Origin of the sequence: Streptomyces sp. NPDC056738, assembly GCF_042790435.1 — a bacterium.
Classification (GTDB): Bacteria; Actinomycetota; Actinomycetes; order Streptomycetales; family Streptomycetaceae; genus Streptomyces.
Map to the genome: position 1 here is coordinate 104,413 of NZ_JBHTZF010000020.1, position 25,839 is coordinate 130,251.

Below are 25,839 nucleotides of genomic sequence, written 5' to 3' on the forward strand. Positions count from 1 at the left end.
GGCCGCCCCCTCGGGGCGCGCTTCGCGTGGCGTCCTCAGGGCCCGTCCGGGTCCGCCCGGTTCAGCGCCGGACGCGGGGGCGGGCCCGCCGTCATCAGCGCGTCAGCGGCCGCGGTGTCCGTGACCAGGCTGGTGACCAGCCCGGACCGCAGCACCGCGTCGATGGCGGCCGCCTTGCGGTGTCCGCCCGCTATGGCGACGACCTCGGGGATACGGCGCAGCCGGTCGGCCTCGACCGTGATGCAGCGTTCGCCCAGGTCGCGCCCGACCCGGCGGCCCTCGGCGTCGAAGAGGTGCGCGGACATCTCGGCGGCGACACCGAGCGAGGCGTAGTGCGCGCGCTCCTCGTCGCTGAGCATGTCGTGCACCGTGGAGATGCCGGGCTCCCAGGAGCCGATGGAGACGCAGGCGACCGTGACCTTGTCGAAGTACTCGAAGGCGCGGGCGATCCCCGTCTGGTTGCGCAGCGCCGCCGCGGTGGCCGCGTCGGGCAGCAGCATCGGCGCGTAGATGGGGTGGGCGTCACCGCCCGACACCTGCGCGGCACGCCGTACGGCCTCGACGGAGCCGCGTTCGGCGGTCCCGGCGTCGTACACACCCGTCAGCTGCACGACGGTGCACGGCGGGAGCCGGTCCAGCGCGGCCGCCATGTGGATCGTGGAGCGGCCCCAGGCCAGACCCAGCACATCGCCCTCGTTGACGAGCTCGCCGAGCAGGTCGGCGGCCACCTCGCCGAGGTTCTCCGGGTCGGGCGACTCCTCGGCCTCGGCCGGGGACTCGACGACCACGGCGTGCCGCAGGCCGTAGCGGGCCCGCAGCGCGTCCGAGCGCTCCGCGTCGAGCTCGGCGGGGACGCGGATCTCGATCCTCACGAGATCCCGTTCGAGAGCGGTCTCCAGGACCCGGGCCACCTTGAAGCGGCTGACGCCGAACTCCTCGGCGATCTGGATCTTGGATTTGCCCTCGAGGTAGAAGCGGCGGGCCATGGCCGCCGCCTGGACCAGCTCAGCGGGTCCCATCCGCATGGCTGACCGGCCCGCCGACATACCCGACACGGCGATCTCCTCACTTCTGTTCACACTCTGGATTCGCCGTTCATCCTTGCAGATCCGGCGCACTTGATCCGCCCTGATGGGCGGCGTTCACGTTCCCTTGGCTCAGTGGTCGCACGCCCACGACGCACGGGTCGTCGCCTCCTCGGCCTGGGTGCGCAGTGCACGTACCGCCTGGGCGGGGTCCGCCGCCCCGTACACCGCCGAACCGGCGACGAACACGTCGGCGCCCGCCTCCGCGCAGCGCTCGATGGTCGAGGCCGAGACGCCGCCGTCGACCTGGAGCCACAGTTCCAGGCCGTGCTTGCTGATCAACTCGCGCGTGCGGCGGATCTTGGGGAGCATGATGTCAAGAAAGGCCTGGCCCCCGAATCCGGGCTCGACGGTCATGATCAGCAGCATGTCGAGCTCGGGCAGCAGATCCTCGTACGGCTCGATGGGGGTCGCCGGCTTGAGCGCCATGGAGGCGCGGGCCCCCTTGGCCCGGATCTCCCGGGCGAGCCGGACGGGCGCGGCGGCCGCCTCGACATGGAAGGTGACGGAGCCGGCACCGGCTTCCACGTACTGGGGCGCCCACCGATCGGCGTCCTCGATCATCAGATGGCAGTCCAGCGGAGTGTCCGTCGCACGGGCCAAAGACTCTACGACCGGCACCCCGAGGGTGAGGTTCGGTACGAAATGGTTGTCCATGACGTCGACATGGAGCCAGTCCGCGCCTTCCACCGCCCTTGCCTCCTCGGCAAGGCGGGCGAAGTCGGCGGACAGGATGCTGGGGTTGATCTGCGCGGCCATGCCCCAAGACTGCCATGCCCCGGGCCCGTTGCCCGCCCCGGTCCGGACCTGGATCGTCCCGCGACTGCCGTACGGCCCCCCGCCGTGCCATCCTGGACGGCCCAGCGGCGCTGCGTCCGGTCTCGGGGGTGGGCATGAAGCGGCTCGACGCCTGGAAGCAGGGAGCCATCGGAGTCGTGTGCGGCCGGCGGTCCAAGTGGCTGGTTCTCGCCCTGTGGCTGCTGGTGCTCCTCTTCGTGGCACCCCTCGGATCGAAGCTCAGCGACGCCCAGGACAACGACGCGCAGTCCTGGCTGCCGGGCTCCGCCGAATCCACCCAGGTCCTCGACATCTCGAACGGGTTCAGGCCCGAGCAGATCCCCGCGGTCGTCGTCTACGCGCGCCCCGACGGTCTGACGGTCCAGGACCGGCGCCAGATCTCCGAGGACGTACAGCAGCTCAAGACGCTGCGGGACCACGGCATCCGGGGCGCCGAGACCCGCGGTCCGGTCTTCGACCGGCAGGGCGACCCGCGCGCCGCGCAGATCTACGTCCCGATCACCATGGACGCGGCCGGCTGGCAGCGCATCGCCCCCGCCGTCGACTCCATCCGTGACCAGGTCGGCAAGGGCGGCGACGGGCTCTCGGTGCACATCACCGGGCCCGGCGGCACGGCGGCCGACTCCTCCAAGGCCTTCGAGGGCATCGACTCCACGCTCCTGTTCGCCGCGATGGCCGTCGTCATCGTGATGCTGCTGATCACCTTCCGCAGCCCGATCCTGCTGTTCGTCCCGCTGCTCGGCGTGGTCGTCGCCCTGTTCACGGCCCAGGCGCTGATCTATCTGCTGGCGAAGCACGCCGGTCTGACCGTCAACGGCCAGAGCGCGGGCATCCTCACCGTGCTCGTCTTCGGCGCGGGGACCGACTACGCCCTGCTGCTGGTCGCCCGCTACCGCGAGGAACTGCGCCGGCACGAGGACCGGCACGAGGCGATGAAGCTCGCGATGAACCGGGCCGGTCCCGCCATCCTCGCCTCGGGCGCGACGGTCGTGCTCAGCATGCTGGTGCTCCTGGTCGCCGAGATGAACTCGACGCGGGGCCTCGGTCCGGTCGCGGCCATCGGCGTGGCCGTCGCCCTGATCGCCATGCTCACGCTGTTCCCCGCGCTGCTGATCGTCTTCGGGCGCTGGATCTTCTGGCCCGCCGTCCCGCACCTCGGCTCGGCCGATCCGACCAGGAGCGGTGTCTGGGCGCGCATGGGCGGGCGGATCGCCCGCCGCCCCCGGACCTTCTGGGTCGCCACCGCGCTGGCGCTCGGGCTGCTGTCCCTCGGCCTCATCCAGCTCCGCGCCGCGGGCATCCCCAACGCCGACCAGTTCACCGGGAAACCGGACTCGATCGTCGGCCAGGAGGTGTCGGCGCGCTACTTCCCCGCGGGCGACGGTGATCCGCTGGTCATCGTGTCCAACACGGCCCAGGGCAGACAGGTCGGCGAGGCCGTGGCGGCGGACCCGGGCGTGGTCACGTCGAGCATCGGGGTGCCACCGGGCACCGCGCCCGTGCACGACGGCAAGGTGCTGTTCGAGGCGACCACCCGCGCCCCCGCCGACAGCACGGCGGCGAAGGACACCGTGGAGCGGGTCCGCGACGCGGTGCACGCCGTGCCGGACGCCGACGCGAAGGTGGGCGGCGGCTCGGCGGCCCTGCTGGACATGGAGAACGCCCAGACGCACGACAACTATCTCGTCATCCCGCTCGTCCTGGTCGTGGTCCTGCTGGTCCTGAGCGTCCTGCTGCGCGCGCTGATCGCCCCGCTCCTGCTGATCGGGACCGTGGTGCTGTCGCTGGCGACCGCGCTCGGCGTGAGCGCGCTGGCCTTCCGGCACGTCTTCGACTACGCGGGCGAGGACGTGGCCTTCCCGCTGTTCGTCTTCGTGTTCCTGGTGGCGCTCGGCATCGACTACAACATCTTCCTGACCACCCGCATCCGCGAGGAGGCGGTCCGGCACGGCACCCGGCAGGGCGTGGTGACGGGCCTGGCCACCACCGGGGCGGTGATCACCTCGGCAGGCCTGGTCCTCGCGGGCACGTTCGCGGCACTGGGCACCCTGCCGATCGTCGGGTTCGCGGAGATCGGCTTCGCGGTCGCGCTCGGCGTCCTCCTGGACACCTTCGTGGTGCGCTCGGTGCTGGTCACCGCGCTCTTCCTCGACGTAGGCCCGAAGGTGTGGTGGCCCGCACGGCTCGCGCACGAGGACGGCGGCTCCCGCGCCGCCGGGGCGCCGGAGCCGGCCGGGGCCGGAGAGCTCGCGGCCTCCCCCGGGCCCGCGGGAACCCCGGACGCGGAGGACGCGGGCGACACCACGGGACCGCCCCGGCCACCGGACTGACGGCGCGGGCCGGGAGCGCCGGGTCAGGCCGTCCGGCGGATCAGGGCCAGGTACATCGCGTCCGTCCCGTGCAGGTGCGGCCAGAGCTGGACGTCGGGGCCGTCCCCGAGCGCCGGTACGCCGGGCAGCAGCGGGCGGGCGTCGAGCAGTTCGGCGGAGCCCCCGTCGAAGTGCTTGAGGACGTCGTCGACGACCGCGCGGGTCTCGGCGAGGTGCGGCGAACAGGTCGCGTAGCCGACGACACCGCCGACCCGCACGGAGGCGAGCGCCGTGCGCAGCAGTCCCCGCTGGAGCGGCCCGAAGCCGTCGAGGTCCTCGGGGCGGCGCCGCCAGCGGGCCTCGGGACGGCGGCGCAGCGCGCCCAGGCCGGTGCAGGGCACGTCCATGAGCACCCGGTCGAACGTGCCGGGCCGCCACGGCGGGCGGGTGCCGTCGGCGGCGATGACCTGGTAGGGGCCCGGGTTCCCGGCGAGTGCCTTGGCGACGAGGCCCGCGCGGTGCGGCTGCTTCTCGGAGGCGAGCAGCGTCGCGCCCCGCTGGGCGGCGAGCCCGGCCAGCATCGCGGCCTTTCCGCCGGGTCCGGCGCAGCCGTCCAGCCAGGCCCGGTCGGGCCCGTCGAGCGGCGCGTTCGCCAGGGCGATCGCCACGAGCTGGCTGCCCTCGTCCTGGACGCCGGCGCGGCCCTCGCGCACGGCGTCCACGGCGCCGGGCTCACCGCCCTCGGTGAGCCGCACGGCGTACGGGGACCAGCGCCCGGGGAGCGCCGTGTCCTCGTCGAGGGCGTCGAGGAGTTCGTCGGCGGTGGAGCGGCCCGGCCGGGCGACGAGGGTCACCTCGGGCCGTTCGTTGTCGGCCTCCAGCAGGTCCTCGATGCCGGCCCGGCCGCCGCCCAGCGAGTCCCACAGCGCGGAGACGACCCAGCGCGGGTGCGAGTGCACGATGGCGAGGTGGTCCTCGGGGTCCTCGTCGTAGGGCGGCGCGACCTGCTCCAGCCAGGCGTCGAGGTCCTGCCGCGCGACCTTGCGCAGCACGGCGTTCACGAACTTGGCGCGCCCGTCGCCGAGCACCACCCGGGCCAGCTCGACCGAGGCGGAGACGGCCGCGTGCGTCGGGATGCGGGTGCCCAGGAGCTGGTGGACGCCGAGGCTGAGCACGTCGAGGACCGGCGGGTCGACCTCCCGCAGCGGCCGGTCGACGCACGCCGCGATGACGGCGTCGTACGTCCCCTGGCGGCGCAGCGTGCCGTACACCAGCTCGGTGGCGAGCGCGGCGTCCCGTGCGTCGAAGTCGCCCTTCTGCTTCGCCTTGCGCAGGAGCGGCGGCAGGACGAGGTTCGCGTACGCGTCCCGCTCGTCCACGGCCCGCAGCGCCTCGAAGGCGAGCATGCGGACCGGGTCCTTCTGGGGGCGGCGGTAGGGCTTGCCGGTCTTCTGCGGCCGACGGGGCTGCTCACTCACGAAAAAGGTGCTCCGGATCCAGGAAAAAGGTGCGTCTATCAGCGTACGCCGCGGGGCCTGCGCCGCACGCCGCCGGCCGTTCGGCGAAGATCCCGGCGCACGCACGCCCGGGGGCGGTCCGGCACCGGCGGCGCGTGTCGGGGGCGCCGCGCGGGAGGGCGCGCGCCGGGAGCACCGCCGGGCCCCGCGGTGCTCGCGGAAGGGCCCGTGGCGCTCGGCGCGGGGCGGTCAGACCCCGAGGTGCTCCCCGGAGGGGATCCGGACCCCGCGGGCCCAGTCCGCGGCACGCATCGGCTTCTTGCCCTGGGCCTGCACCCAGAGCAGCTCGACGGCGTACGAGCCGGTGCCCACGTACACGTTGTTCTTGGCGACGGACAGCTCTCCGGGGGCGAGGTCCGTACGGTCGGGCACCGTCGCGACCTGGATGAGCTTGAGGCGCTCGCCGCGGAAGACGGTCCAGGCACCGGGGGCGGGCGTGCACCCGCGCACCACGCGGTCGACGCGGAGCGCCGGGGCGGCCCAGTCGATGTGGGCGTCCTCGACGCTGATCTTCGACGCGGTGCTGACGCCGTCGGGGGGCTGCGGAACGGCCTTGAGGGTGCCGTCCTCGATCCCGTCCATCGTCGCGGCGAGCAGCCCGGACCCGGCGAAGGCGAGCCGCGTGAGCAGGTCCCCGCTGGTGTCGGTGGGCCGGATCTCCTCGGTGACGGTCCCGTACACCGGTCCGGAGTCGAGACCCTCCTCGATCAGGAAGGTGGAGGCGCCGGTGATCTCGTCACCGGCCATGATCGCGTGCTGGACGGGGGCGGCGCCGCGCCAGGCGGGCAGCAGCGAGAAGTGCAGGTTGACCCAGCCCTGGGCGGGGATGTCGAGGGCGACGCGGGGCAGCAGCGCCCCGTACGCGACGACGGGACAGCAGTCCGGGCCGATCTCCCGCAGCCGGGCCAGGAATTCCTCGTCCCGGGGCTTCGCGGGCTTGAGCACCTCGATCCCGGCCTGCTCCGCCCGCTCGGCGACCGGACTCGCGACGAGCCGTCGGCCCCGTCCGGCCGGCGCGTCCGGCCGGGTCACGACGGCGGCCACCTCGTGCCGCCCGGAGGCGATCAGGGCGTCCAGGGCGGGAACGGCGACCTCGGGGGTGCCTGCGAAGACGAGCTTCATGGGTGGCGGTTGGCCTCTCGGGCGGGAGCACTTCCATCCCCCGCGCGCGTACCGGTTCAGGCGAAGCACGGGGCAGCGCACCAGTCTATGCCGCCCGGGGCCCGGGGGCTCGGGGGTTGTCCAAGGGGCCCTTTCCCCCGGGCCCGCACGGAGGACCGGAGCGTCCGTCGGCCCCCGTGGCCGTGTCCGGCGGGCCGCGCCCGGGGCGCGTCCACGGCACGACGGGGGGCGTACTTCTCGGGACGCGCCCCGTTCATATGCTCTTGCGCCCTTGCACCCGTGACCACTCACCCGTCCACGCGTTGGTCAAGAAAGAGTTGACCACAGCGGGCCGCTCACCAGCGGTCCGATCCCTTTCAACGCCGGTTCGAGAGGCTTGTTCATGGCCGACCATGCAACCCACGACGCCCAGGCTCGGGCCAGCCTGCACTTGCTGGTGCGGGACATCGAGCGGGTCCGTCGGCAGGTGGACGCACTGCGCACGCTCACCGCCCAGTTGGGCAACGTCTACCGCCCGCGCCGCGCCGGCCCCTCCACGGGCTTCGTCGTCTACGGCCGCGCTCCCGCCCCGACCGTCCGTCTCGCCCAGGAGCTGCGGGACAGCGTCGAGACGCTGGTCACCGCCGCCGTGGACTTCGACCGCTCCCTCGGCTTCTCCTGGGACGCGGTGGGCTCGGCGCTCGGGGTCACCAAGCAGGCCGTGCACCGGCGTTACGGCGCCCGTCGCGCCGCCGCCCAGGCCGCGGCCGAGGCGGAGCGCGCCACGGACACGGTCGACACCCACGCGGTCAACGTCAACACCACCATCCCCGCGGTGCCGACCGTCCCCGCCGCCCGTTCCATGCCGACCCAGCCGACGGCCGGCAGTCCGACACTCCGTGACGAAGCCAGGCCGACGGCCTTCCCCGGCCCGCGCAACGGCTGACCGATCCCGTAGAAGACAACTGCCTCCCGGCGCCAGGCCCCGGGGGGCAGTCCCCATTTCCCGGTGCCGGGGTCCCGGGAGGGCGGCGCCCGGTGCGGGCGGCCGGTCGAGTCACCGCCCGGCCCTCGCCCCTGCCCCCCCGGCCCCACCGACTGTGCGGGGAACGGACCCTGACACCCCGTCACTCCCACGGATCGCGGGGCGCACCCGTGCGTCACGAACCGCACCGCGCGCCCCGCACCGGGCCGACCCGCACCGGGCCGCACCGCCCGCGGGTCATCCGATGTCGGGCGGATCGATCCGGATGCGTACGGGCTCACCGCCTCCGCGGGCCATGCGCGCCGCCTGCGCGCTCTTCAGCGCGGCGGCCAGCGCGGCGCCACTGCCCGGGGGCACCCGGACGAGCACCCGCTCCCCGGGCTCCGAGGAAGGCGGCCCACCGGGCCGCCGGGGCCGCCCCGCCTCGGCGGCCGGCAGCGGCACGGGCCCCAGCACCTCGGCGTCACGCGGGAGTTCGGCCGCGGCGAGGAAGCCGGCGAGCGCCTCCGGGGCCCCGGACACCGCCGCCATCCGGGACACGGGCGGAAAGCCCAGTTCGGCCCGCTCGGCGAGTTCACGCACCGCGTGCCCGACCGGATCCCACCGCACGAGCGCCTGGACGGGCCGCAAGGTCGGTTCCGCCACGACGACCACCGTGCCGCCCGCCCCCTGCGGGCGGACCAGCGAAGCGGCCGCCGTCCACCGGCGCAGCGCGTCCTCGCCGGCCCGCAGATCGGGCCGTCCGAGCATGGCCCAGCCGTCGAGCAGTAGGGCCGCCGCGTACCCGCCCTCGGCGACCGGTTCGGCCCCCGGCGTGCTGACCACCAGGGCGGGCGTCGCGGGCACCGTGTCCAGCACCTGCTCCCGCCCGGACGTGCGCACGGGAACGGCCGGGAAGGCCCGCCCCAGCTCCTCGGCGGTCCGCCGGGCGCCGACGACCTGCGCCCGCAGCCGGAACCCGCCGCACTCCTGGCAGTGCCACGCGGCCTCGTCCCGCCCGCACCAGCCGCAGCGCAGCGCTTGGGCGTCCTGCGCCTCCAGCGGTCCCGCGCAGTGCCGGCAGCGCGCGGGCTCCCGGCACCGCGCACAGGCCATCCGGGGCACATAGCCCCGCCGGGGCACCTGGACCAGCACGGGCCCCAGCTTCAGCCCCTCCCTGACGGCCTGCCAGGCGAGCGTCGGCAGCCGGGCCGCCCGGGCGGCCTCGTCGCGGGCGAGATCACCGTCCGAGACGGTCCGCACGAGCGGCGCGGTGGCGCGCACCTGGTCCCGGTCGGCGGCCAGCGGCAGCGCCCAGCCGCTCTCGACCAGTTGCGCGGCCTCCACCGTGCACGTCCAACTCCCCAGCAGGAAGCCGCACTTGTCGCGCGAGGCACGCAGCTCCAGCACTTCCCGGACGTGCGGGAAGGGAGCGTTGTCGTCGCTGTGCGCCTCGTCCCCGTCGTCCCAGACGGCGACGAGGCCCAGATTCCGTACGGGAGCGAACATGGCGGCCCGGGTGCCGACCACCGCGCGCACCGACCCGCGGCGTACGGCGAGCCAGTCGCGATAGCGCCGCTCCGGTCCGGCGTCGGCGGTCAGCACGGCGTGCTGCCCCTCCCCCAGGAGGGCCTTGAGAGCCGCGTCGACGCGGGAGGCGGGCCGGCCGGCCGGGACGACGACGAGCGCTCCGCGGCCGGAGGCGAGTGTCGCCTGCACCGCGCGGGCGATCTCCTCGGCCCACTCGGGGCCGGGCAGCGCCGTCCACACGGCGCGCGGGGCGCCGCCGGAGGCGAGCGAGGCGAGGAAGTCGGCCCCTCGTCCGTATCTCCGCCAGGTACCGGGCTCGGGTGCGGCGGGCGGCGGCGGGGGCGCGGGCGACTCCCGCGCCTCGGCGCGGGCGTGCCGGGGCGGCACGGCGAGCTGGAGCACGTCGGCCAGTGATCCCGCGTACCGGTCGGCGACGGCACGGGCCAGACCCAGCAGTTCGGGTCCGAGGACGGGTTCGGGCGAGACCACCTGGGCGAGGGCGGCCAGCGGCCCGGAGTAATCGGACTCGGCGACCCGCTCGACGAGGTAGCCGTCGATGAGACCGCCGCCCTCGCGCCGCCCCTCCCGGACGTTGCGTCCGCCGGCGCCGAAGCGGACCCGCACCCGCACGCCCGGCTGAGCGGCCTCGTCCAGGTCCTCGGGCACGGCGTAGTCGAAGTAGCGGTCGAGGTGCAGCACGCCCTTGTCGACGAGCACCCGCGCGACGGGAAGGTCCTTCGCCAGCGGGGCGCCCCGCCAGGTCCGCGGCTTGGCCTTCGGCGCCTTGGCCTGCCGCACGGCCTCCCGGATCAGCGCGAGCTGCTCGGGCGGTGCGCCGTCCGCGCCGCCCGCGCTGTCGTCGGATCGCCCGTTCGCGCTGCTCACAGCAGTATTCCTACCAGACGGCACCGACAGCGCCGCCCGGCCGGGATCAGGCCCGCCCCGCCTCGGATCGTGAACGCCTCGACGAGGCTTCGGCCCCGGCGGGGCGGCACGGAGTTCTCCCGAGATCAGGACGGCAGCGGTACGTGTTTCCAGATTCACCGCACGCCATGGGCGTACTCCACCGAAGTAACCGCGGCCTTCGCACCGGGAGATCATCAGCGTACGAACCGGGGCCCGGACGGGCCACCGCTTTTCCACGGCCTGCCCGGCACGACCGATGCTCTTCCAAGGCCTGCCCGGCACGGCCTAGCCGCTCCAGGGCCCGCCCGGACCGGCCACCGTCCTCCGGGCAGCCGTGAGGCCCGGCACCCCGAGGGGTACCGGGCCTCACGGCGGAGCCGAAGCCTTCGCGGACTACAGGCCGACGGCCTTGCGCAGCGCGTCCACCCGGTCCGTGCGCTCCCACGTGAAGTCGGGCAGCTCACGGCCGAAGTGGCCGTACGCGGCGGTCTGGGAGTAGATCGGGCGGAGCAGGTCGAGGTCGCGGATGATGGCCGCCGGGCGGAGGTCGAAGACGTCCGTGATGGCGGTCTCGATCTTCTCGGCGTCCACCTTGGCCGTACCGAAGGTCTCGACGAACAGACCCACCGGCTCGGCCTTGCCGATCGCGTACGCGACCTGGACCTCGCAGCGCGAGGCGAGGCCCGCGGCGACGACGTTCTTCGCGACCCAGCGCATCGCGTAGGCGGCGGAGCGGTCGACCTTGGACGGGTCCTTGCCGGAGAAGGCACCGCCGCCGTGGCGGGCCATGCCGCCGTACGTGTCGATGATGATCTTGCGGCCGGTGAGGCCGGCGTCGCCCATCGGGCCGCCGATCTCGAAGCGGCCGGTCGGGTTCACCAGCAGACGGTAGCCCTCGGTCTCCAGCTTGATGCCGTCGTCCAGGAGGGCCTTCAGCTCCGGCTCCACGACGAACTCGCGGATGTCGGGAGCGAGCAGGGAGTCCAGGTCGATGTCCGAGGCGTGCTGAGAGGACACGACGACGGTGTCCAGACGGACCGCCTTGTCGCCGTCGTACTCGATGGTGACCTGGGTCTTGCCGTCGGGGCGCAGGTACGGGATGGTCCCGTTCTTGCGGACGTCGGACAGCCGGCGCGAGAGCCGGTGCGCGAGGTGGATCGGGAGCGGCATCAGGTTCGGGGTCTCGTCGGTGGCGTACCCGAACATCAGGCCCTGGTCGCCCGCGCCCTGCCGGTCCAGCTCGTCCTCGTCGCCCTCGACACGGGACTCGTACGCCGTGTCGACACCCTGCGCGATGTCCGGGGACTGGGAGCCGATCGACACCGACACACCGCAGGACGCCCCGTCGAAGCCCTTCTTCGACGAGTCGTAGCCGATCTCCAGGATCTTGTCGCGGACGAGCTGGGCGATCGGCGCGTACGCCTTGGTCGTGACCTCTCCGGCCACGTGCACCAGGCCGGTGGTGATGAGCGTCTCCACGGCGACCCGGGACGTCGGGTCCTCGCGCAGGAGGGCATCGAGAATGGTGTCGCTGATCTGGTCAGCGATCTTGTCGGGGTGACCCTCGGTCACGGACTCCGAGGTGAACAGGCGACGGGACACAACGCTCCCTGTGGTTGCAGCGGCTGCTGGCTGATCATTGGTGGACGGCCGGGGGCTGCGCCCGGCGTCGTCCGAGAACAGTTTATCGGTCGCACTCGGCCGCGGGACCCCTGTCTCGCCTCTCGGAAGGCCTGTGACCTGCGGCACGGGCATTCTGCGCCATGGCCATGGGTCTCCGCCAGGGTCGCCACGCCCGATTTTGCGCTATTTGTGTGACAGGTGTGACGCGAGAGGATTCACACCAGTCGGCGTGTCACCAGATCCCACACCGTCTCGGCCAAGGCTTCCTTGGGTCCATGGGGCACCGGGGTCTCACTCCCGTCGGCTCCGAGCACGACCGCCTCGTTCTCCTCGGAACCGAAGGTCTTGCGCTCCCCCACCTCGTTCACCACCAGCAGATCGCAACCCTTGCGCTCCAGCTTGGTCCGTCCGTTGGACAGGACGTCGTCGGTCTCGGCGGCGAATCCCACCACGACCTGGCCGGGGCGGGCGCGGTCCGCGGAGATCTCCGCGAGGATGTCCGGATTACGGACCAGAACGATGGGTTCCGGTTCCGTGCCGTCCTTCTTCTTGATCTTTCCGGTCGCGTACGTACCGGGCCGGAAGTCCGCCACCGCGGCCGCCATGACCACGGCGTCGGCGTCCGGGGCCGCCTTCAGCACGGCTTCGCGCATCTGCACGGCGGTGCCGACCTGGACCACGTCGACTCCGGCCGGGTCCGGCAGGCCCGTGTTCGCGGCGATCAGGGTGACCCTGGCGCCGCGCGCGGCGGCGGTGCGGGCGAGCGCGTAGCCCTGCTTGCCGGAGGAGCGGTTGCCGAGGAAGCGGACCGGGTCGAGGGGCTCACGGGTGCCGCCGGCGCTGACGACGACGTGCCGTCCGGCGAGATCCGGCTCGGTGACCCCGCGGGCGAGGACACGGCGGCAGACCTCGAAGATCTCCCCCGGGTCGGGCAGCCGCCCCTTGCCGGTGTCGACGCCGGTCAGGCGGCCCACGGCGGGCTCGACGACGACGGCGCCGCGGCGCCGCAGGGTCGCCACGTTCTCCTGCGTCGCGGGGTGCTCCCACATCTCGGTGTGCATGGCGGGCGCGAAGACGACCGGGCAGCGGGCCGTGAGCAGGGTGTTGGTGAGGAGGTCGTCGGCCAGCCCGTGGGCGGCCTTGGCGAGCATGTCGGCCGTCGCGGGGGCGACCACGACCAGGTCGGCGTGCTGCCCGATGCGGACGTGCGGCACCTCGTGGACGTCCGACCAGACCTCGGTGGACACGGGGTGGCCCGAGAGCGCGGACCAGGTGGCGGCGCCGACGAAGTTCAGCGCGGAGGCGGTGGGCACGACCCGTACGTCGTGACCGGACTCGGTCAGTCGTCGCAGCAGCTCACAGGCCTTGTAGGCGGCGATGCCACCGCTGACCCCCAGAACGACCTTCGGCTTGGACACCGTCTCTCCCCGGGCTCGGAAACGTACGACTCCATGACACACCACAGGCCCGGCAGTCGCGCCGCCGGGCCTGGGATGAGCTTTGAAACGACTACTGAGCGGGGCCCTCGACGGCCTCGGAGGTCAGCAGACCCGCGTTGATCTCGCGCAGGGCGATCGACAGCGGCTTCTCGTGGACGTGGGTGTCGACGAGCGGACCGACGTACTCGAGGAGGCCCTCGCCGAGCTGCGAGTAGTACGCGTTGATCTGGCGGGCTCGCTTGGCCGCGTAGATCACGAGGCTGTACTTCGAGTCGGTGGCCTCGAGGAGCTCGTCGATCGGAGGGTTGATGATGCCCTCGGGAGCAGTGATGGAAGAGGACACGCTCTGCCTTCCGAAAGGTGGAAATTGACCTGAAAGATCAAACAACTTCCACCAAGGCTAGCAGCTCGCGCGCCACGTCCTCGACGGAGGTGTTGACCAGGGTGACGTCGAACTCCGGCTCGGCGGCCAGTTCGACCTTGGCCGCCTCCAGGCGGCGCTCGATCACCTCGGGCGGTTCGGTGCCCCGACCGGTGAGCCTGCGGACCAGCTCCTCCCAGGAGGGCGGGGCCAGGAACACGAGCAGCGCGTCCCGCATGGACTCGCGGACCTGCCGGGCCCCCTGGAGGTCGATCTCCAGGAGGACCGGCTTGCCCGACTCCAGGTGCTCCGCGACCGCGGCACGCGGGGTGCCGTAGCGGTTGCCGGCGAATTCGGCCCATTCCAGGAGCTCGCCGTTGGCGATCAGCTTGTCCATCTCGTCGTCGGAGACGAAGAAGTAGTGGACTCCGTGCTTCTCACCGGGACGCGGCCTGCGGGTCGTCGCCGACACCGAGAGCCAGAGTTCGGGGTGTGCCTTGCGCATATGAGCGACGACCGTGCTCTTGCCGACCCCCGAGGGGCCGGAGAGCACGGTCAGCCGCGGACGTGCGTCCGGGGGTACGGGGGACGTCCCCCGGGGTGTTACAGCCATGCAGCGATTATTCCAGCAATCCCGGTGTGTCCAGGACTCAGGCGCCGGAACCACCGAACTCGCGCTCCAAAGAGGCGATCTGGTTCGAGCCGAGACCGCGTACGCGGCGGCTCTCGGAGATCCCGAGTCGCTCCATGATCTGCTTGGCGCGGACCTTGCCCACGCCCGGCAGGGACTCCAGGAGAGCGGAGACCTTCATCTTGCCGATGACGTCGTTCTCCTGACCCTGCTTGATGACCTCGTGAAGAGAGGCGCCGGAGTGCTTGAGTCGATTCTTGACCTCGGCCCGCTCCCGGCGAGCCGCGGCGGCCTTTTCGAGCGCGGCTGCGCGCTGTTCAGGGGTAAGGGGCGGAAGAGCCACGCCTACGTCACCTCGGATGTCGAACTGTCGGATACGGACCGGTGAGGAACCTAGTCGCCCCACACCTGGGGAGCCCCGGGCAACATGCTCGCCCGTTCTCCCTGCTGCCTTGACGGCCAGGGAGGTGCTCCCACTCGACGGAGACTAGCGGGCAAGTGCGCCGGAGTCAGCGAGAACAGAGGAAAAGTCCTGGTCAGCCTCCCTGGAGCCCGACATTTACGACATACCTCCCCGGATTTGAGGGTGTATCCAGACTCGGAGTCCTCCGAAGGCACCCCTCGGAGGACTCTCGAACGGCTGTCGGAAGGCTCAGGCGGCCGCGACGGCCGCCCTGATCTCCTCCGCGAACCCCTCGGCCGACTCCCGCAGGGCCATGACGTCGGGGCCGTGACGCAGGACACCCCGGCTCACGTTCGGGACGACGTTGCGCACCGCGGACCCGAACACGCCCGCCAGATCGGCCGCGGTCGCTCCCTGGGCGCCGATGCCGGGCGCGAGGAGCGGGCCGTTGATCTCCAGGTCGTACGAGGAGAGATCGCCCAGGGTCGCGCCGACGACCGCCCCGAAGGATCCGAGCGGCCTCTCGTCGGCGTTCTCGGCGGCCAGATGCCCGAGCATCGTCGCTCCGACGTTCCGCCCGTCCGCGCGCACGGCGTGCTGCACCTCGCCGCCCTCCGGGTTGGAGGTGAGCGCGAGCACGAAGAGCCCGGCCCCGCTCTCGCGCGCCAGCTCGACCGCCGGCTTCAGCGAGCCGTAGCCGAGGTAGGGCGACACCGTCAGCGCGTCCGAGAAGAGCGGCGCGTCCTTGCGCAGGAAGGTCTCGGCGTACGCGGCCATGGTCGAGCCGATGTCGCCGCGCTTGGCGTCCATCACGACGAGCGCGCCGGCCGCCCGCGCCTGTTCGACGGACTTTTCCAGGACGGCGATCCCGCGCGAGCCGAACCGCTCGAAGAACGCGCTCTGCGGCTTGAGGACGGCGACGCGCTCGGAGAGCGCCTCGACGACCGTGCGGCTGAAGCGCTCCAGGCCCGCGATGTCGTCGCCGAGCCCCCAGTCGGCGAGCAGGGAGGCGTGCGGGTCGATGCCCACGCACAGGGGACCGCGCTCGTCCATGGCACGGCGAAGGCGCGCGCCGAAGGGTTCCAGGCTCATACGGGCTTCCTCACGTCGGCGCCGACCGCGTCGGCGAGGGTGGCGTACGGGCTCGTCCGCAGGCGGGCGGCGAGACCCTTGTGGATGGCACGGCCCCAGAAGGGACCCTCGTAGACGAAGGCGCTGTAGCCCTGGACCAGCGTGGCGCCGGCCAGGATGCGCTGCCAGGCGTCCTCGGCGTTCTCGACGCCGCCGACGCCCACCAGGGTGATCCGGTCGCCCACGCGCGCGTAGAGGCGCCTGAGGACCTCCAGGGAGCGTGCCTTGAGCGGCGCGCCGGAGAGACCGCCGGTCTCCTTCACCACGGAGGGGTCGGAGGTCAGCCCGAGTCCCTCGCGGGCGATGGTGGTGTTCGTGGCGATGATCCCGTCCAGGCCGAGTTCGACGGCGAGGTCGGCGACCGCGTCGACGTCCTCGTCCGCGAGATCGGGGGCGATCTTGACGAGCAGCGGGACGCGCCGGCCGGTGACGGAGCGGTCGGCGGCCTCGCGCACGGCGCTGAGCAGGGGCCGCAGCGCCTCGGTGGCCTGGAGGTTGCGCAGGCCGGGGGTGTTCGGGGACGACACGTTCACGACGAGGTAGTCGGCGTGCCGGGCGAGGCGCTCGGTCGACTTCACGTAGTCGCCGACGGCCTCTTCCTCGGGGACGGCCTTGGTCTTGCCGATGTTGACGCCCACGACGGTCCTGAACACGGGCGTACGGGCCGCCAGACGCTCGGAGACGGCCGCGGAGCCCTCGTTGTTGAAGCCCATGCGGTTGATCAGCGCGCGGTCCGGCACGAGGCGGAAGAGACGCTTCCTGGGGTTGCCGGGCTGGGCCTCCCCGGTGACGGTGCCGATCTCGACGTGGTCGAAGCCGAGCATCGACATCCCGTCGATGGCCACCGCGTTCTTGTCGAAGCCCGCCGCGAGGCCGAAGGGCCCGTGCATGCGCAGGCCGAACGCCTCGGTGCGCAGCTCCTTGTGGCGGGGCGCGAGCACGGCGGCGACGAAGGTGCGCAGGACGGGGACGCGGGCGACGAGCCGGATCCAGCGGAAGGCGAGGTGGTGGGCCTGCTCCGGGTCCATCCGCTTGAAGACGAGGTCGAAGAACAGCTTGTACATGATCGTGTCCTCTGAAGAGCCCGGTGAGGGCACCTCTGGAAGGGGCGGGGGGCTCATGAAGAGGGGGACACCGTTTCCGGTGTCCCCCTCGGGGCCGCTAGTCGCGCGCCGCGGTCAGATGCTCGGCGTGTTCCTGGAGCGAGCGCACGCCCACGTCGCCGTGGTTGAGCGCGTCGATGCCCTGGACGGCCGCGGCGAGCGCCTGCACCGTCGTCAGGCACGGGACCGAGCGGGCCACGGCCGCCGTGCGGATCTCGTAGCCGTCGAGGCGGCCGCCGGTGCCGTACGGGGTGTTGACGATGAGGTCGACCTCTCCGTCGTGGATGAGCTGGACGATGGTCTTCTCGCCGTTCGGGCCCTCGCCCTCGCTCTGCTTGCGCACGATCGTGGCGTGGATGCCGTTGCGCTTGAGCACCTCGGCCGTGCCGGAGGTGGCCATCAGCTCGAAGCCGTGGGCGACGAGTTCACGCGCCGGGAAGATCATCGAGCGCTTGTCGCGGTTGGCGACCGAGATGAACGCGCGGCCCTTGGTGGGCAGCGGGCCGTACGCGCCGGCCTGCGACTTGGCGTACGCCGTGCCGAAGACGGAGTCGATGCCCATGACCTCGCCGGTGGAGCGCATCTCCGGGCCGAGCACCGTGTCGACGCCGCGGCCGTGGATGTCGCGGAAGCGCGACCACGGCATGACGGCCTCCTTGACGGAGATCGGCGCGTCGAGCGGCAGGGTGCCGCCGTCGCCGTTCGCAGGGAGCAGGCCCTCGGCGCGCAGCTCGGCGACGGTCGCGCCCAGCGAGATGCGGGCGGCGGCCTTGGCGAGCGGCACCGCGGTCGCCTTCGAGGTGAAGGGGACGGTGCGCGAGGCGCGCGGGTTGGCCTCGAGGACGTAGAGGATGTCCCCGGCCATCGCGAACTGGATGTTGATCAGGCCGCGGACGCCGACGCCCTTGGCGATGGCCTCCGTCGAGGCGCGCAGCCGCTTGATGTCGAAGCCGCCGAGCGTGATCGGGGGCAGGGCGCACGCCGAGTCGCCGGAGTGGATGCCGGCCTCCTCGATGTGCTCCATGACGCCGCCGAGGTAGAGCTCCTCGCCGTCGTACAGCGCGTCGACGTCGATCTCGATCGCGTCGTCGAGGAAGCGGTCGACGAGGACCGGCCGGGAGGGGCTGATCTCGGTCGACTCGGCGATGTAGGAGGACAGCCGGGTCTCGTCGTAGACGATCTCCATGCCGCGTCCGCCGAGGACGTACGAGGGGCGGACCAGGACGGGGTAGCCGATCTCGTCGGCGATGGCCTTGGCCTCGGAGAAGGTGGTGGCGGTGCCGTGCTTGGGGGCCGGCAGGCCGGCCTCGGCGAGGACCCGTCCGAAGGCGCCGCGGTCCTCGGCGGCGTGGATCGCCTCGGGCGAGGTGCCCACGATCGGCACGCCGTTGTCCTTGAGCGCCTGCGACAGGCCGAGCGGGGTCTGGCCGCCGAGCTGGACGACGACACCGGCGACCGGTCCCGCCTGCTGCTCCGCGTGGACGATCTCCAGCACGTCTTCCAGCGTCAGCGGCTCGAAGTACAGGCGGTCGGAGGTGTCGTAGTCCGTGGAGACGGTCTCGGGGTTGCAGTTGACCATCACGGTCTCGTAGCCGGCGTCGCTGAGCGCGAAGGAGGCGTGGACGCAGGAGTAGTCGAACTCGATGCCCTGGCCGATGCGGTTGGGGCCGGAGCCCAGGATGATCACCGCGGGCTTCTCGCGGGACGCGACCTCGGTCTCCTCGTCGTAGGAGGAGTAGAAGTACGGGGTCTTCGCGGCGAACTCGGCGGCGCAGGTGTCGACCGTCTTGTAGACCGGGCGCACGCCCAGCGCGTGCCGCACCTCGCGGACGACGTCCTCGCGCAGGCCGCGGATCTCGGCGATCTGGACGTCGGAGAAGCCGTGCCGCTTGGCCTCGGCGAGCAGCTCCGGGTAGAGCTTGTCGGCGGCGGCCAGCTCGTCCGCGGTCTCCTTGATCAGGAAGAGCTGGTCGACGAACCACGGGTCGATCTTCGTGGACTCGAAGACCTCCTCGGGCGTGGCGCCCGCGCGGATGGCCTGCATGACGGAGTTGATGCGGCCGTCGGTGGGGCGGACGGCCTCGCGCAGCAGCTCGGCCTTGTCGCCGGGGTCCCCCACGAAGGTGAACTGGCTGCCCTTCTTCTCCAGCGAGCGCAGCGCCTTCTGGAGTGCCTCGGTGAAGTTGCGGCCGATCGCCATGGCCTCGCCGACCGACTTCATGGTGGTCGTGAGGGTGGAGTCGGCGGAGGGGAACTTCTCGAAGGCGAAGCGCGGGGCCTTCACGACGACGTAGTCGAGGGTCGGCTCGAAGGAGGCCGGGGTCTTCTCGGTGATGTCGTTCGGGATCTCGTCGAGCGTGTAGCCGACGGCGAGCTTGGCCGCGATCTTGGCGATCGGGAAGCCGGTCGCCTTGGAGGCGAGGGCCGAGGACCGCGAGACGCGCGGGTTCATCTCGATGACGATGATGCGGCCGTCTTCGGGGTTGACCGCGAACTGGATGTTGCAGCCGCCGGTGTCGACGCCGACCTCGCGGATGATCGCGATGCCGATGTCGCGCAGCCGCTGGTACTCGCGGTCGGTGAGCGTCATGGCCGGGGCGACGGTGATGGAGTCGCCGGTGTGGACGCCCATCGGGTCGAAGTTCTCGATGGAGCAGACGACCACGACGTTGTCGTTCTTGTCGCGCATCAGCTCCAGCTCGTACTCCTTCCAGCCGAGGATGGACTCCTCCAGGAGCACCTCGGTGGTCGGGGAGAGCGTGAGGCCCTGGCCGGCGATGCGGCGCAGCTCGTCCTCGTCGTGGGCGAAGCCGGAGCCGGCGCCGCCCATGGTGAAGGAGGGGCGCACGACGACGGGGTAGCCGCCGAGCGTGTCGACGCCCTTGAGGACGTCGTCCATGGAGTGGCAGATGACCGAGCGGGCGGACTCGCCGTGGCCGATCTTCTGGCGCACGGCCTCGACGACACCCTTGAAGAGGTCGCGGTCCTCGCCCTTGTTGATGGCCTCGACGTTGGCGCCGATGAGCTCGACGCCGTACTTGGCCAGCACACCCTGCTCGTGCATGGAGATCGCGGTGTTGAGGGCCGTCTGGCCGCCGAGCGTCGGCAGCAGGACGTCGGGGCGCTCCTTGGCGATGATCTTCTCGACGAACTCGGGGGTGATCGGCTCGACGTAGGTGGCGTCGGCGATCTCCGGGTCGGTCATGATCGTCGCCGGGTTGGAGTTGACGAGGATGACCCGCAGGCCCTCGGCCCGCAGGACGCGGCACGCCTGGGTGCCGGAGTAGTCGAACTCGGCGGCCTGGCCGATGACGATCGGGCCGGAGCCGATGACCAGGACGGACTGGATATCGGTGCGCTTAGGCACGCTGGCCCTCCATCAGGGAAACGAAGCGGTCGAACAGGTAGGCGGCGTCGTGCGGTCCTGCCGCCGCTTCGGGGTGGTACTGGACGCTGAAGGCCGGCTGGTCGAGCAGGTGGAGGCCCTCCACCACGTTGTCGTTGAGGCAGACGTGGGAGACCTCGGCGCGGCCGAAGGGGGTCTGGGAGACCTCGTCGAGCGGTGCGTCGACGGCGAAGCCGTGGTTGTGCGCGGTGACCTCGACCTTGCCGGTCGTACGGTCCTGCACGGGCTGGTTGATGCCGCGGTGGCCGTACTTCAGCTTGTACGTGCCGAAGCCGAGGGCGCGGCCGAGGATCTGGTTGCCGAAGCAGATGCCGAAGAGCGGGGTCTTGCGGGCGAGGACTTCCTTCATGACGGCGACGGGACCGTCGGCGGTCGCCGGGTCGCCGGGGCCGTTGGAGAAGAACACGCCGTCGGGGTTCACGGCGTAGACGTCCTCGGCGGTGGCCGTCGCGGGCAGGACGTGCACCTCGATGCCGCGTTCGGCCATCCGGTGCGGGGTCATGCCCTTGATGCCGAGGTCGACGGCGGCGACGGTGAACTTCTTCGTGCCGATGGCGGGGACGACGTACGTCTCCTTGGTGGCGACCTCGGCGGCGAGGTCCGCTCCCTGCATCTCGGGCGCCTGGCGCACCTGGGCGAGCATGGTGCCCGCGTCGGGCAGCGCGTTGCCGGAGAAGATGCCGACGCGCATGGCGCCGCGCTCGCGCAGGTGGCGGGTCAGGGCGCGGGTGTCGATGCCGCTGATGCCGACGACGCCCTGGTTGCGCAGTTCCTCGTCGAGCGAGCGGCGCGCGCGCCAGTTGGAGGACACGCGCGCGGGGTCGCGGACGACGTATCCGGCGACCCAGATCCGCTTCGACTCGGGGTCCTCGTCGTTGACGCCGGTGTTGCCGACGTGCGGGGCGGTCATGACGACGACCTGTCGGTGGTACGACGGGTCGGTGAGGGTCTCCTGGTAGCCGGTCATGCCGGTGGAGAAGACCGCTTCGCCGAAGGTCTCCCCCACGGCCCCGTAGGAACGGCCGCGGAAGACCCGGCCGTCCTCCAGGACGAGTACGGCGGGAAGCGCCTTTTCCTTCTGTGAGGCGTTCCCCTGAGTGGAGGTCGTCATCGTGCGCCTTCCGTTTCCGTCTTGTTGATCATGTCGTTCAGGGTGTCGGCCCATTCGTTGTGCTCGGCCGCGCGGTCCGAGCGGAATCCGGAGTCGAGGAGCCGGTCGCCGTGCGCCCAGGTCACGATCAGGAGGCCGCCCTCGGTGAGGACCTTGCCCGCGATGCCCTTGTCGAGCCGGGCTTCGCGGAGCTGCGCGGCCGGGATGAAGAAGTCGTCCGCTCCGGGGCGTACGACGTCCAGTCCCGCGTCCGTCAGGGTGAGCTCGGCCCGGCTGCGGGTGCCCAGGCCGTGCGCCACGATGCGGTCGAGCCACTGCCCGGCGGTGGTGGAGCCGTGGTAGCGGCCGCTCATGCTCAGTCTGGCCGGGCCGGTGTCTTCCGGCGCGGTGGGAAGCTCGGGCAGGTCGCCCTGGAGGGTGCCGCGCCACTTCCAGCCCTCGCGCATCAGCCAGTAGACGAGCGCGACGAAGAGGGCGAGGCCGACGAGCCAGCCGATCCGGGCGGACCAGTCGGTCACTTCCGCGGACTTCTGGGCGGCGGCGATGGAGAGGTGAGGTGTCACGCGAGCTTCCCGTCGACGAGGGTGGCCTTGCCCCGCAGCCAGGTGTGGGTGACCAGGCCCGGCAGCTCACGGCCCTCGTAGGGGGTGTTGCGGCTGCGCGAGGCGAAGCCGGCGGGGTCCACGGTCCCACGGTATGCCGTGTCGACGAGCGTGAGGTTGGCGGGCTCACCTGCCGAGACGGGACGTCCGTGGCCGGTGGCGCGGCCGATCGCGGCGGGCTTCACGGACATGCGGTCGGCGACGCCTGCCCAGTCGAGCAGTCCGGTCTCGACCATCGTCTGCTGGACGACGGACAGCGCGGTCTCCAGGCCGACCATGCCCATGGCCGCGGCCGCCCACTCGCAGTCCTTGTCCTCGTGCGGGTGCGGCGCGTGGTCGGTGGCGACGATGTCGATCGTGCCGTCGGCGAGCGCCTCGCGCAGCGCCATGACGTCCCGCTCGGTGCGCAGCGGCGGGTTGACCTTGTAGACCGGGTTGTACGAGCGCACCAGCTCGTCGGTGAGGAGCAGGTGGTGCGGGGTGACCTCGGCGGTGACGTCGATGCCGCGGGACTTGGCCCAGCGGACGATCTCGACGGAGCCGGCGGTCGACAGGTGGCAGATGTGAACGCGGGAGCCGACGTGCTCGGCGAGCAGGACGTCCCGGGCGATGATCGACTCCTCGGCCACCGCGGGCCAGCCGCCGAGACCCAGCTCGGCGGAGACGACGCCCTCGTTCATCTGGGCGCCCTCGGTGAGGCGGGGTTCCTGGGCGTGCTGGGCGACGACGCCGCCGAACGCCTTCACGTACTCCAGCGCGCGGCGCATGATCACCGCGTCGTCGACGCACTTGCCGTCGTCGGAGAAGACGGTGACGCCGGCGGCGGACTCGTGCATGGCGCCGAGCTCGGCGAGCTTCTTGCCCTCCAGGCCGACGGTGACGGCGCCGATGGGCTGCACGTCGCAGTAGCCGTGCTCCTGGCCCAGCCGGTAGACCTGCTCGACCACACCGGCGGTGTCGGCGACCGGGAAGGTGTTGGCCATGGCGAACACGGCCGTGAAGCCGCCGCTCGCCGCCGCGCGGGTGCCGGTCAGCACGGTCTCGGAGTCCTCGCGGCCCGGCTCGCGCAGATGCGTGTGCAGGTCGACCAGGCCCGGCAGCAGCACCTTGCCGTCGGCCTCCACAATGGTCACGTCCTGCGCGCCTCCGGCACGACCGGCGCCCTCGGCGGACAGACCGGTGCCGACGGCCTCGATGACCTCGCCGTCGATCAGGACGTCCTGCGGCTCGCCGCCGAGCACCCGCGCACCACGGATAAGGATCTTGCTCATGGTCTTACTTCTCCTCGGTACGGGTGTGGGTGACGGCGGGCTCGTTGCCGCCCAGGAGCAGGTACAGGACGGCCATGCGGATGGAGACACCGTTGGCGACCTGCTCGACGACGGTGCAGCGCTCGGAGTCGGCGACCTCGGCGGTGATCTCCATGCCGCGGACCATCGGGCCGGGGTGCATCACGATGGCGTGCTCCGGCATTCTCGCCATGCGGTCGCCGTCGAGCCCGTAGCGACGCGAGTACTCGCGCTCGGTCGGGAAGAACGCCGCGTTCATCCGCTCGCGCTGCACGCGCAGCATCATCACGGCGTCGGACTTGGAGAGGGTGCTGTCGAGGTCGTAAGAGATCTCGCAGGGCCAGTTCTCGACGCCGACGGGCACCAGGGTGGGCGGCGCGACGAGGGTGACCTCGGCCCCGAGGGTGTGCAGCAGGTCGACGTTGGAGCGGGCGACGCGGCTGTGCAGGACGTCGCCGACGATCGTGATGCGCTTGCCCGACAGGTCCTGGCCGAGCCCGGCGTCCCGGCCGACGAGCCGGCGGCGCATGGTGAAGGCGTCGAGCAGGGCCTGCGTGGGGTGCTGGTGGGTGCCGTCGCCCGCGTTGATGACGGCGGCGTCGATCCAGCCGGAGGTGGCGAGCCGGTAGGGGGCTCCGGAGGCGCCGTGCCGGATGACGACGGCGTCGACGCCCATCGCCTCCAGGGTCTGGGCGGTGTCCTTGAGGGACTCGCCCTTGGAGACGCTCGACCCCTTGGCGGTGAAGTTGATGACGTCCGCGGACAGCCGCTTCTCGGCGGCCTCGAAGGAGATCCGGGTGCGGGTCGAGTCCTCGAAGAAGAGGTTGACGACGGTGCGGCCGCGCAGGGTCGGCAGTTTCTTGATCGGCCGGTCGGCGACCCGGGCCATCTCCTCGGCGGTGTCGAGGATCAGGACGGCGTCGTCGCGGGTGAGGTCGGCGGCCGAGATGAGATGACGCTGCATCTGTCAGGCTCCGTAAGGAAGTTCAGGGAGGATTCGGGCATGCGGGCGCGGGGGCGCACATCGCGGCGTGGGCCGGAGTGCTACTGGCGCTCGCCCGGGGAGGTCCGCTTGGCACCGAGCAGCACGGTGTCGCGACCGTCCTCCTCGGCGAGCTGGACCTTGACCGTCTCCCGCAACGACGTGGGGAGGTTCTTGCCGACGTAGTCGGCGCGGATGGGCAGTTCGCGGTGGCCGCGGTCGACGAGGACGGCGAGCTGCACGGCGCGCGGGCGTCCGATGTCGTTCAGCGCGTCGAGGGCGGCGCGGATGGTGCGGCCGGAGAAGAGCACGTCGTCGACGAGGACGACGAGGCGGCCGTCGATGCCGTCACCGGGGATCTCGGTGCGGGCCAGCGCGCGCGGCGGGTGCATGCGCAGGTCGTCGCGGTACATCGTGATGTCGAGGGATCCGACCGGGATCTTGCGGTCGGTGATCTCCTGGAGCTTGTCGGCGAGCCTGCGGGCGAGGAAGACGCCGCGCGTCGGGATGCCGAGGAGCACCACGTCGTCGGCGCCCTTGGCGCGTTCGACGATCTCGTGGGCGATGCGGGTCAGTACCCGCGCGATGTCGGGCGCCTCGAGAACGGGCCGCGCATCGGTTTCGTCGTGCTGCTGGTCGTGCTGGGTGTCCATGGGAAACGGACCTCCTTCTCCGCCTCACGGGACGGATCATTAAAGGACGTCGGATTTGCGCCATCAACGGTACCAGCCCGGCAACGCGGCTGATCACATCGGTTTGAGCCACCCCCGGTGACGCCCGCCGGGGAGCGGTCGAAAATCCTTCGGCTTGACGGGGGAGAGTAACGCTGCGTAACCTCACAGTGAGTCACCAGCCGCGCGGCGGAGCCGCACGTTGATACAGCGTCCGGGGAGCTATATGTCCAGCGAATACGCCAAACAGCTCGGGGCCAAGCTCCGCGCGATCCGCACCCAGCAGGGCCTTTCCCTCCATGGCGTGGAGGAGAAGTCGCAGGGCCGCTGGAAGGCGGTCGTGGTCGGTTCGTACGAGCGCGGCGACCGCGCCGTCACCGTGCAGCGTCTTGCCGAGCTGGCGGACTTCTACGGGGTTCCGGTCCAGGAGCTGCTGCCGGGCACCACTCCGGGCGGGGCCGCCGAGCCGCCGCCGAAGCTGGTCCTCGACCTTGAGCGGCTCGCGCACGTGCCGGCCGAGAAGGCGGGCCCGCTGCAGCGCTACGCGGCGACGATCCAGTCGCAGCGCGGCGACTACAACGGCAAGGTGCTGTCGATCCGCCAGGACGACCTGCGCACCCTCGCCGTGATCTACGACCAGTCCCCCTCGGTCCTGACCGAGCAGCTCATCAGCTGGGGCGTCCTGGACGCGGACGCGCGCCGCGCCGTCGCCCACGACGAGGGCTGAATCCCCTAGGGACAGCTCAGCAGAAACGTGCCGCCGGGTCTGGCCGAGCAGCAGGATCATCGAGACCGAGGTGAGGCCGACGGCGGCGCCGAAGCTGATCAGGCCGGCCCAGAACGGGTGGCCGACCGACTTGAACGCGTCGGCCAGGGG

At 71.9% G+C, this 25,839-nt stretch carries 21 protein-coding genes; 3 read left to right on the top strand and 18 right to left on the bottom strand.

Translation table 11 applies throughout. From position 1 onward, the window contains the following. Positions 1-35 precede the first annotated feature (35 nt). Complete coding sequence (locus tag ACFRIC_RS37090) at positions 36-1,079, bottom strand: sugar-binding transcriptional regulator (protein ID WP_382795654.1); 1,044 nt, start codon at positions 1,077-1,079, stop codon at positions 36-38. A 78-nt stretch (positions 1,080-1,157) separates the two neighbouring features. Beyond that, a complete protein-coding gene (rpe, locus tag ACFRIC_RS37095) occupies positions 1,158-1,844 on the bottom strand; it encodes a ribulose-phosphate 3-epimerase (RefSeq protein ID WP_382795657.1) in 687 nt (228 codons plus the stop codon). 134 nt (positions 1,845-1,978) lie between these two features. On the opposite strand from rpe, the gene ACFRIC_RS37100 reads away from it, so the two are divergent. Continuing rightward, positions 1,979-4,213 (top strand): MMPL family transporter, encoded by a 2,235-nt coding sequence (locus ACFRIC_RS37100; RefSeq protein ID WP_382795659.1) that lies wholly within the window; start codon positions 1,979-1,981, stop codon positions 4,211-4,213. Between the two features lie 23 nt (positions 4,214-4,236). Here ACFRIC_RS37100 and ACFRIC_RS37105 read toward each other — a convergent pair whose 3' ends face one another. Both ACFRIC_RS37105 and fmt read right to left on the bottom strand, forming a co-directional pair. Beyond that, positions 4,237-5,670: an RsmB/NOP family class I SAM-dependent RNA methyltransferase gene (locus ACFRIC_RS37105; protein ID WP_382795662.1), complete on the bottom strand. Its 1,434-nt coding sequence runs from the start codon at positions 5,668-5,670 to the stop codon at positions 4,237-4,239. Positions 5,671-5,898: 228 nt separating this feature from the next. Then, positions 5,899-6,831: a methionyl-tRNA formyltransferase gene (gene fmt, locus ACFRIC_RS37110; RefSeq protein WP_382795665.1), complete on the bottom strand. Its 933-nt coding sequence runs from the start codon at positions 6,829-6,831 to the stop codon at positions 5,899-5,901. A gap of 382 nt (positions 6,832-7,213) precedes the next feature. On the opposite strand from fmt, the gene ACFRIC_RS37115 reads away from it, so the two are divergent. Continuing rightward, positions 7,214-7,756 carry a hypothetical protein gene (locus ACFRIC_RS37115; protein ID WP_382795668.1) on the top strand — a complete coding sequence of 181 codons (543 nt, stop codon included), beginning with the start codon at positions 7,214-7,216 and terminating at the stop codon, positions 7,754-7,756. Positions 7,757-8,032: 276 nt separating this feature from the next. On the opposite strand, the gene ACFRIC_RS37120 is transcribed toward ACFRIC_RS37115, so the two are convergent. From ACFRIC_RS37120 to pyrR, 14 genes are all read right to left on the bottom strand, one after another. Then, positions 8,033-10,189, bottom strand: coding sequence for a primosomal protein N' (locus ACFRIC_RS37120; RefSeq protein WP_382795671.1), 2,157 nt, complete (start codon positions 10,187-10,189; stop codon positions 8,033-8,035). Between the two features lie 414 nt (positions 10,190-10,603). Further along, positions 10,604-11,812, bottom strand: a complete 1,209-nt coding sequence (gene metK, locus ACFRIC_RS37125) for a methionine adenosyltransferase (protein WP_382795674.1) — start codon at positions 11,810-11,812, stop codon at positions 10,604-10,606. 236 nt (positions 11,813-12,048) lie between these two features. Beyond that, positions 12,049-13,251, bottom strand: a complete 1,203-nt coding sequence (coaBC, locus tag ACFRIC_RS37130; RefSeq protein ID WP_382795676.1) for a bifunctional phosphopantothenoylcysteine decarboxylase/phosphopantothenate--cysteine ligase CoaBC — start codon at positions 13,249-13,251, stop codon at positions 12,049-12,051. Positions 13,252-13,342: 91 nt separating this feature from the next. Then, positions 13,343-13,615, bottom strand: coding sequence for a DNA-directed RNA polymerase subunit omega (rpoZ, locus tag ACFRIC_RS37135; protein WP_003982715.1), 273 nt, complete (start codon positions 13,613-13,615; stop codon positions 13,343-13,345). 37 nt (positions 13,616-13,652) lie between these two features. Continuing rightward, positions 13,653-14,246 carry a guanylate kinase gene (gene gmk / locus ACFRIC_RS37140; protein WP_382795679.1) on the bottom strand — a complete coding sequence of 198 codons (594 nt, stop codon included), beginning with the start codon at positions 14,244-14,246 and terminating at the stop codon, positions 13,653-13,655. A 37-nt stretch (positions 14,247-14,283) separates the two neighbouring features. Beyond that, positions 14,284-14,607 (bottom strand): integration host factor, encoded by a 324-nt coding sequence (locus ACFRIC_RS37145; protein ID WP_016638838.1) that lies wholly within the window; start codon positions 14,605-14,607, stop codon positions 14,284-14,286. Between the two features lie 309 nt (positions 14,608-14,916). Next, positions 14,917-15,759: an orotidine-5'-phosphate decarboxylase gene (gene pyrF, locus ACFRIC_RS37150; protein ID WP_382795682.1), complete on the bottom strand. Its 843-nt coding sequence runs from the start codon at positions 15,757-15,759 to the stop codon at positions 14,917-14,919. Further along, entirely contained in the window at positions 15,756-16,862 is a 1,107-nt protein-coding gene (locus ACFRIC_RS37155) for a quinone-dependent dihydroorotate dehydrogenase (protein WP_382795685.1), read from the bottom strand. Before ACFRIC_RS37155 ends, pyrF begins: the two co-directional genes overlap by 4 nt. Positions 16,863-16,959: 97 nt before the next feature. Next, positions 16,960-20,268 carry a carbamoyl-phosphate synthase large subunit gene (gene carB, locus ACFRIC_RS37160; protein ID WP_382795688.1) on the bottom strand — a complete coding sequence of 1,103 codons (3,309 nt, stop codon included), beginning with the start codon at positions 20,266-20,268 and terminating at the stop codon, positions 16,960-16,962. Next, positions 20,261-21,418, bottom strand: a complete 1,158-nt coding sequence (gene carA, locus ACFRIC_RS37165) for a glutamine-hydrolyzing carbamoyl-phosphate synthase small subunit (protein WP_382795690.1) — start codon at positions 21,416-21,418, stop codon at positions 20,261-20,263. The genes carB and carA overlap by 8 nt, the downstream gene beginning before the upstream one ends. Then, complete coding sequence (locus tag ACFRIC_RS37170; RefSeq protein ID WP_382795693.1) at positions 21,415-21,981, bottom strand: hypothetical protein; 567 nt, start codon at positions 21,979-21,981, stop codon at positions 21,415-21,417. Before ACFRIC_RS37170 ends, carA begins: the two co-directional genes overlap by 4 nt. Then, positions 21,978-23,291 carry a dihydroorotase gene (locus ACFRIC_RS37175; RefSeq protein WP_382795696.1) on the bottom strand — a complete coding sequence of 438 codons (1,314 nt, stop codon included), beginning with the start codon at positions 23,289-23,291 and terminating at the stop codon, positions 21,978-21,980. The genes ACFRIC_RS37170 and ACFRIC_RS37175 overlap by 4 nt, the downstream gene beginning before the upstream one ends. Positions 23,292-23,295: 4 nt before the next feature. Then, on the bottom strand, positions 23,296-24,273 hold the full coding sequence (locus tag ACFRIC_RS37180) for an aspartate carbamoyltransferase catalytic subunit (protein ID WP_382795698.1): 978 nt from the start codon (positions 24,271-24,273) through the stop codon (positions 23,296-23,298). Positions 24,274-24,353: 80 nt separating this feature from the next. After that, entirely contained in the window at positions 24,354-24,944 is a 591-nt protein-coding gene (gene pyrR, locus ACFRIC_RS37185; RefSeq protein WP_382795700.1) for a bifunctional pyr operon transcriptional regulator/uracil phosphoribosyltransferase PyrR, read from the bottom strand. Between the two features lie 244 nt (positions 24,945-25,188). Here pyrR and bldD point away from each other — a divergent pair, with 244 nt between their 5' ends. Further along, positions 25,189-25,689: a transcriptional regulator BldD gene (gene bldD, locus ACFRIC_RS37190; RefSeq protein WP_037621142.1), complete on the top strand. Its 501-nt coding sequence runs from the start codon at positions 25,189-25,191 to the stop codon at positions 25,687-25,689. Positions 25,690-25,839: the final 150 nt, after the last annotated feature.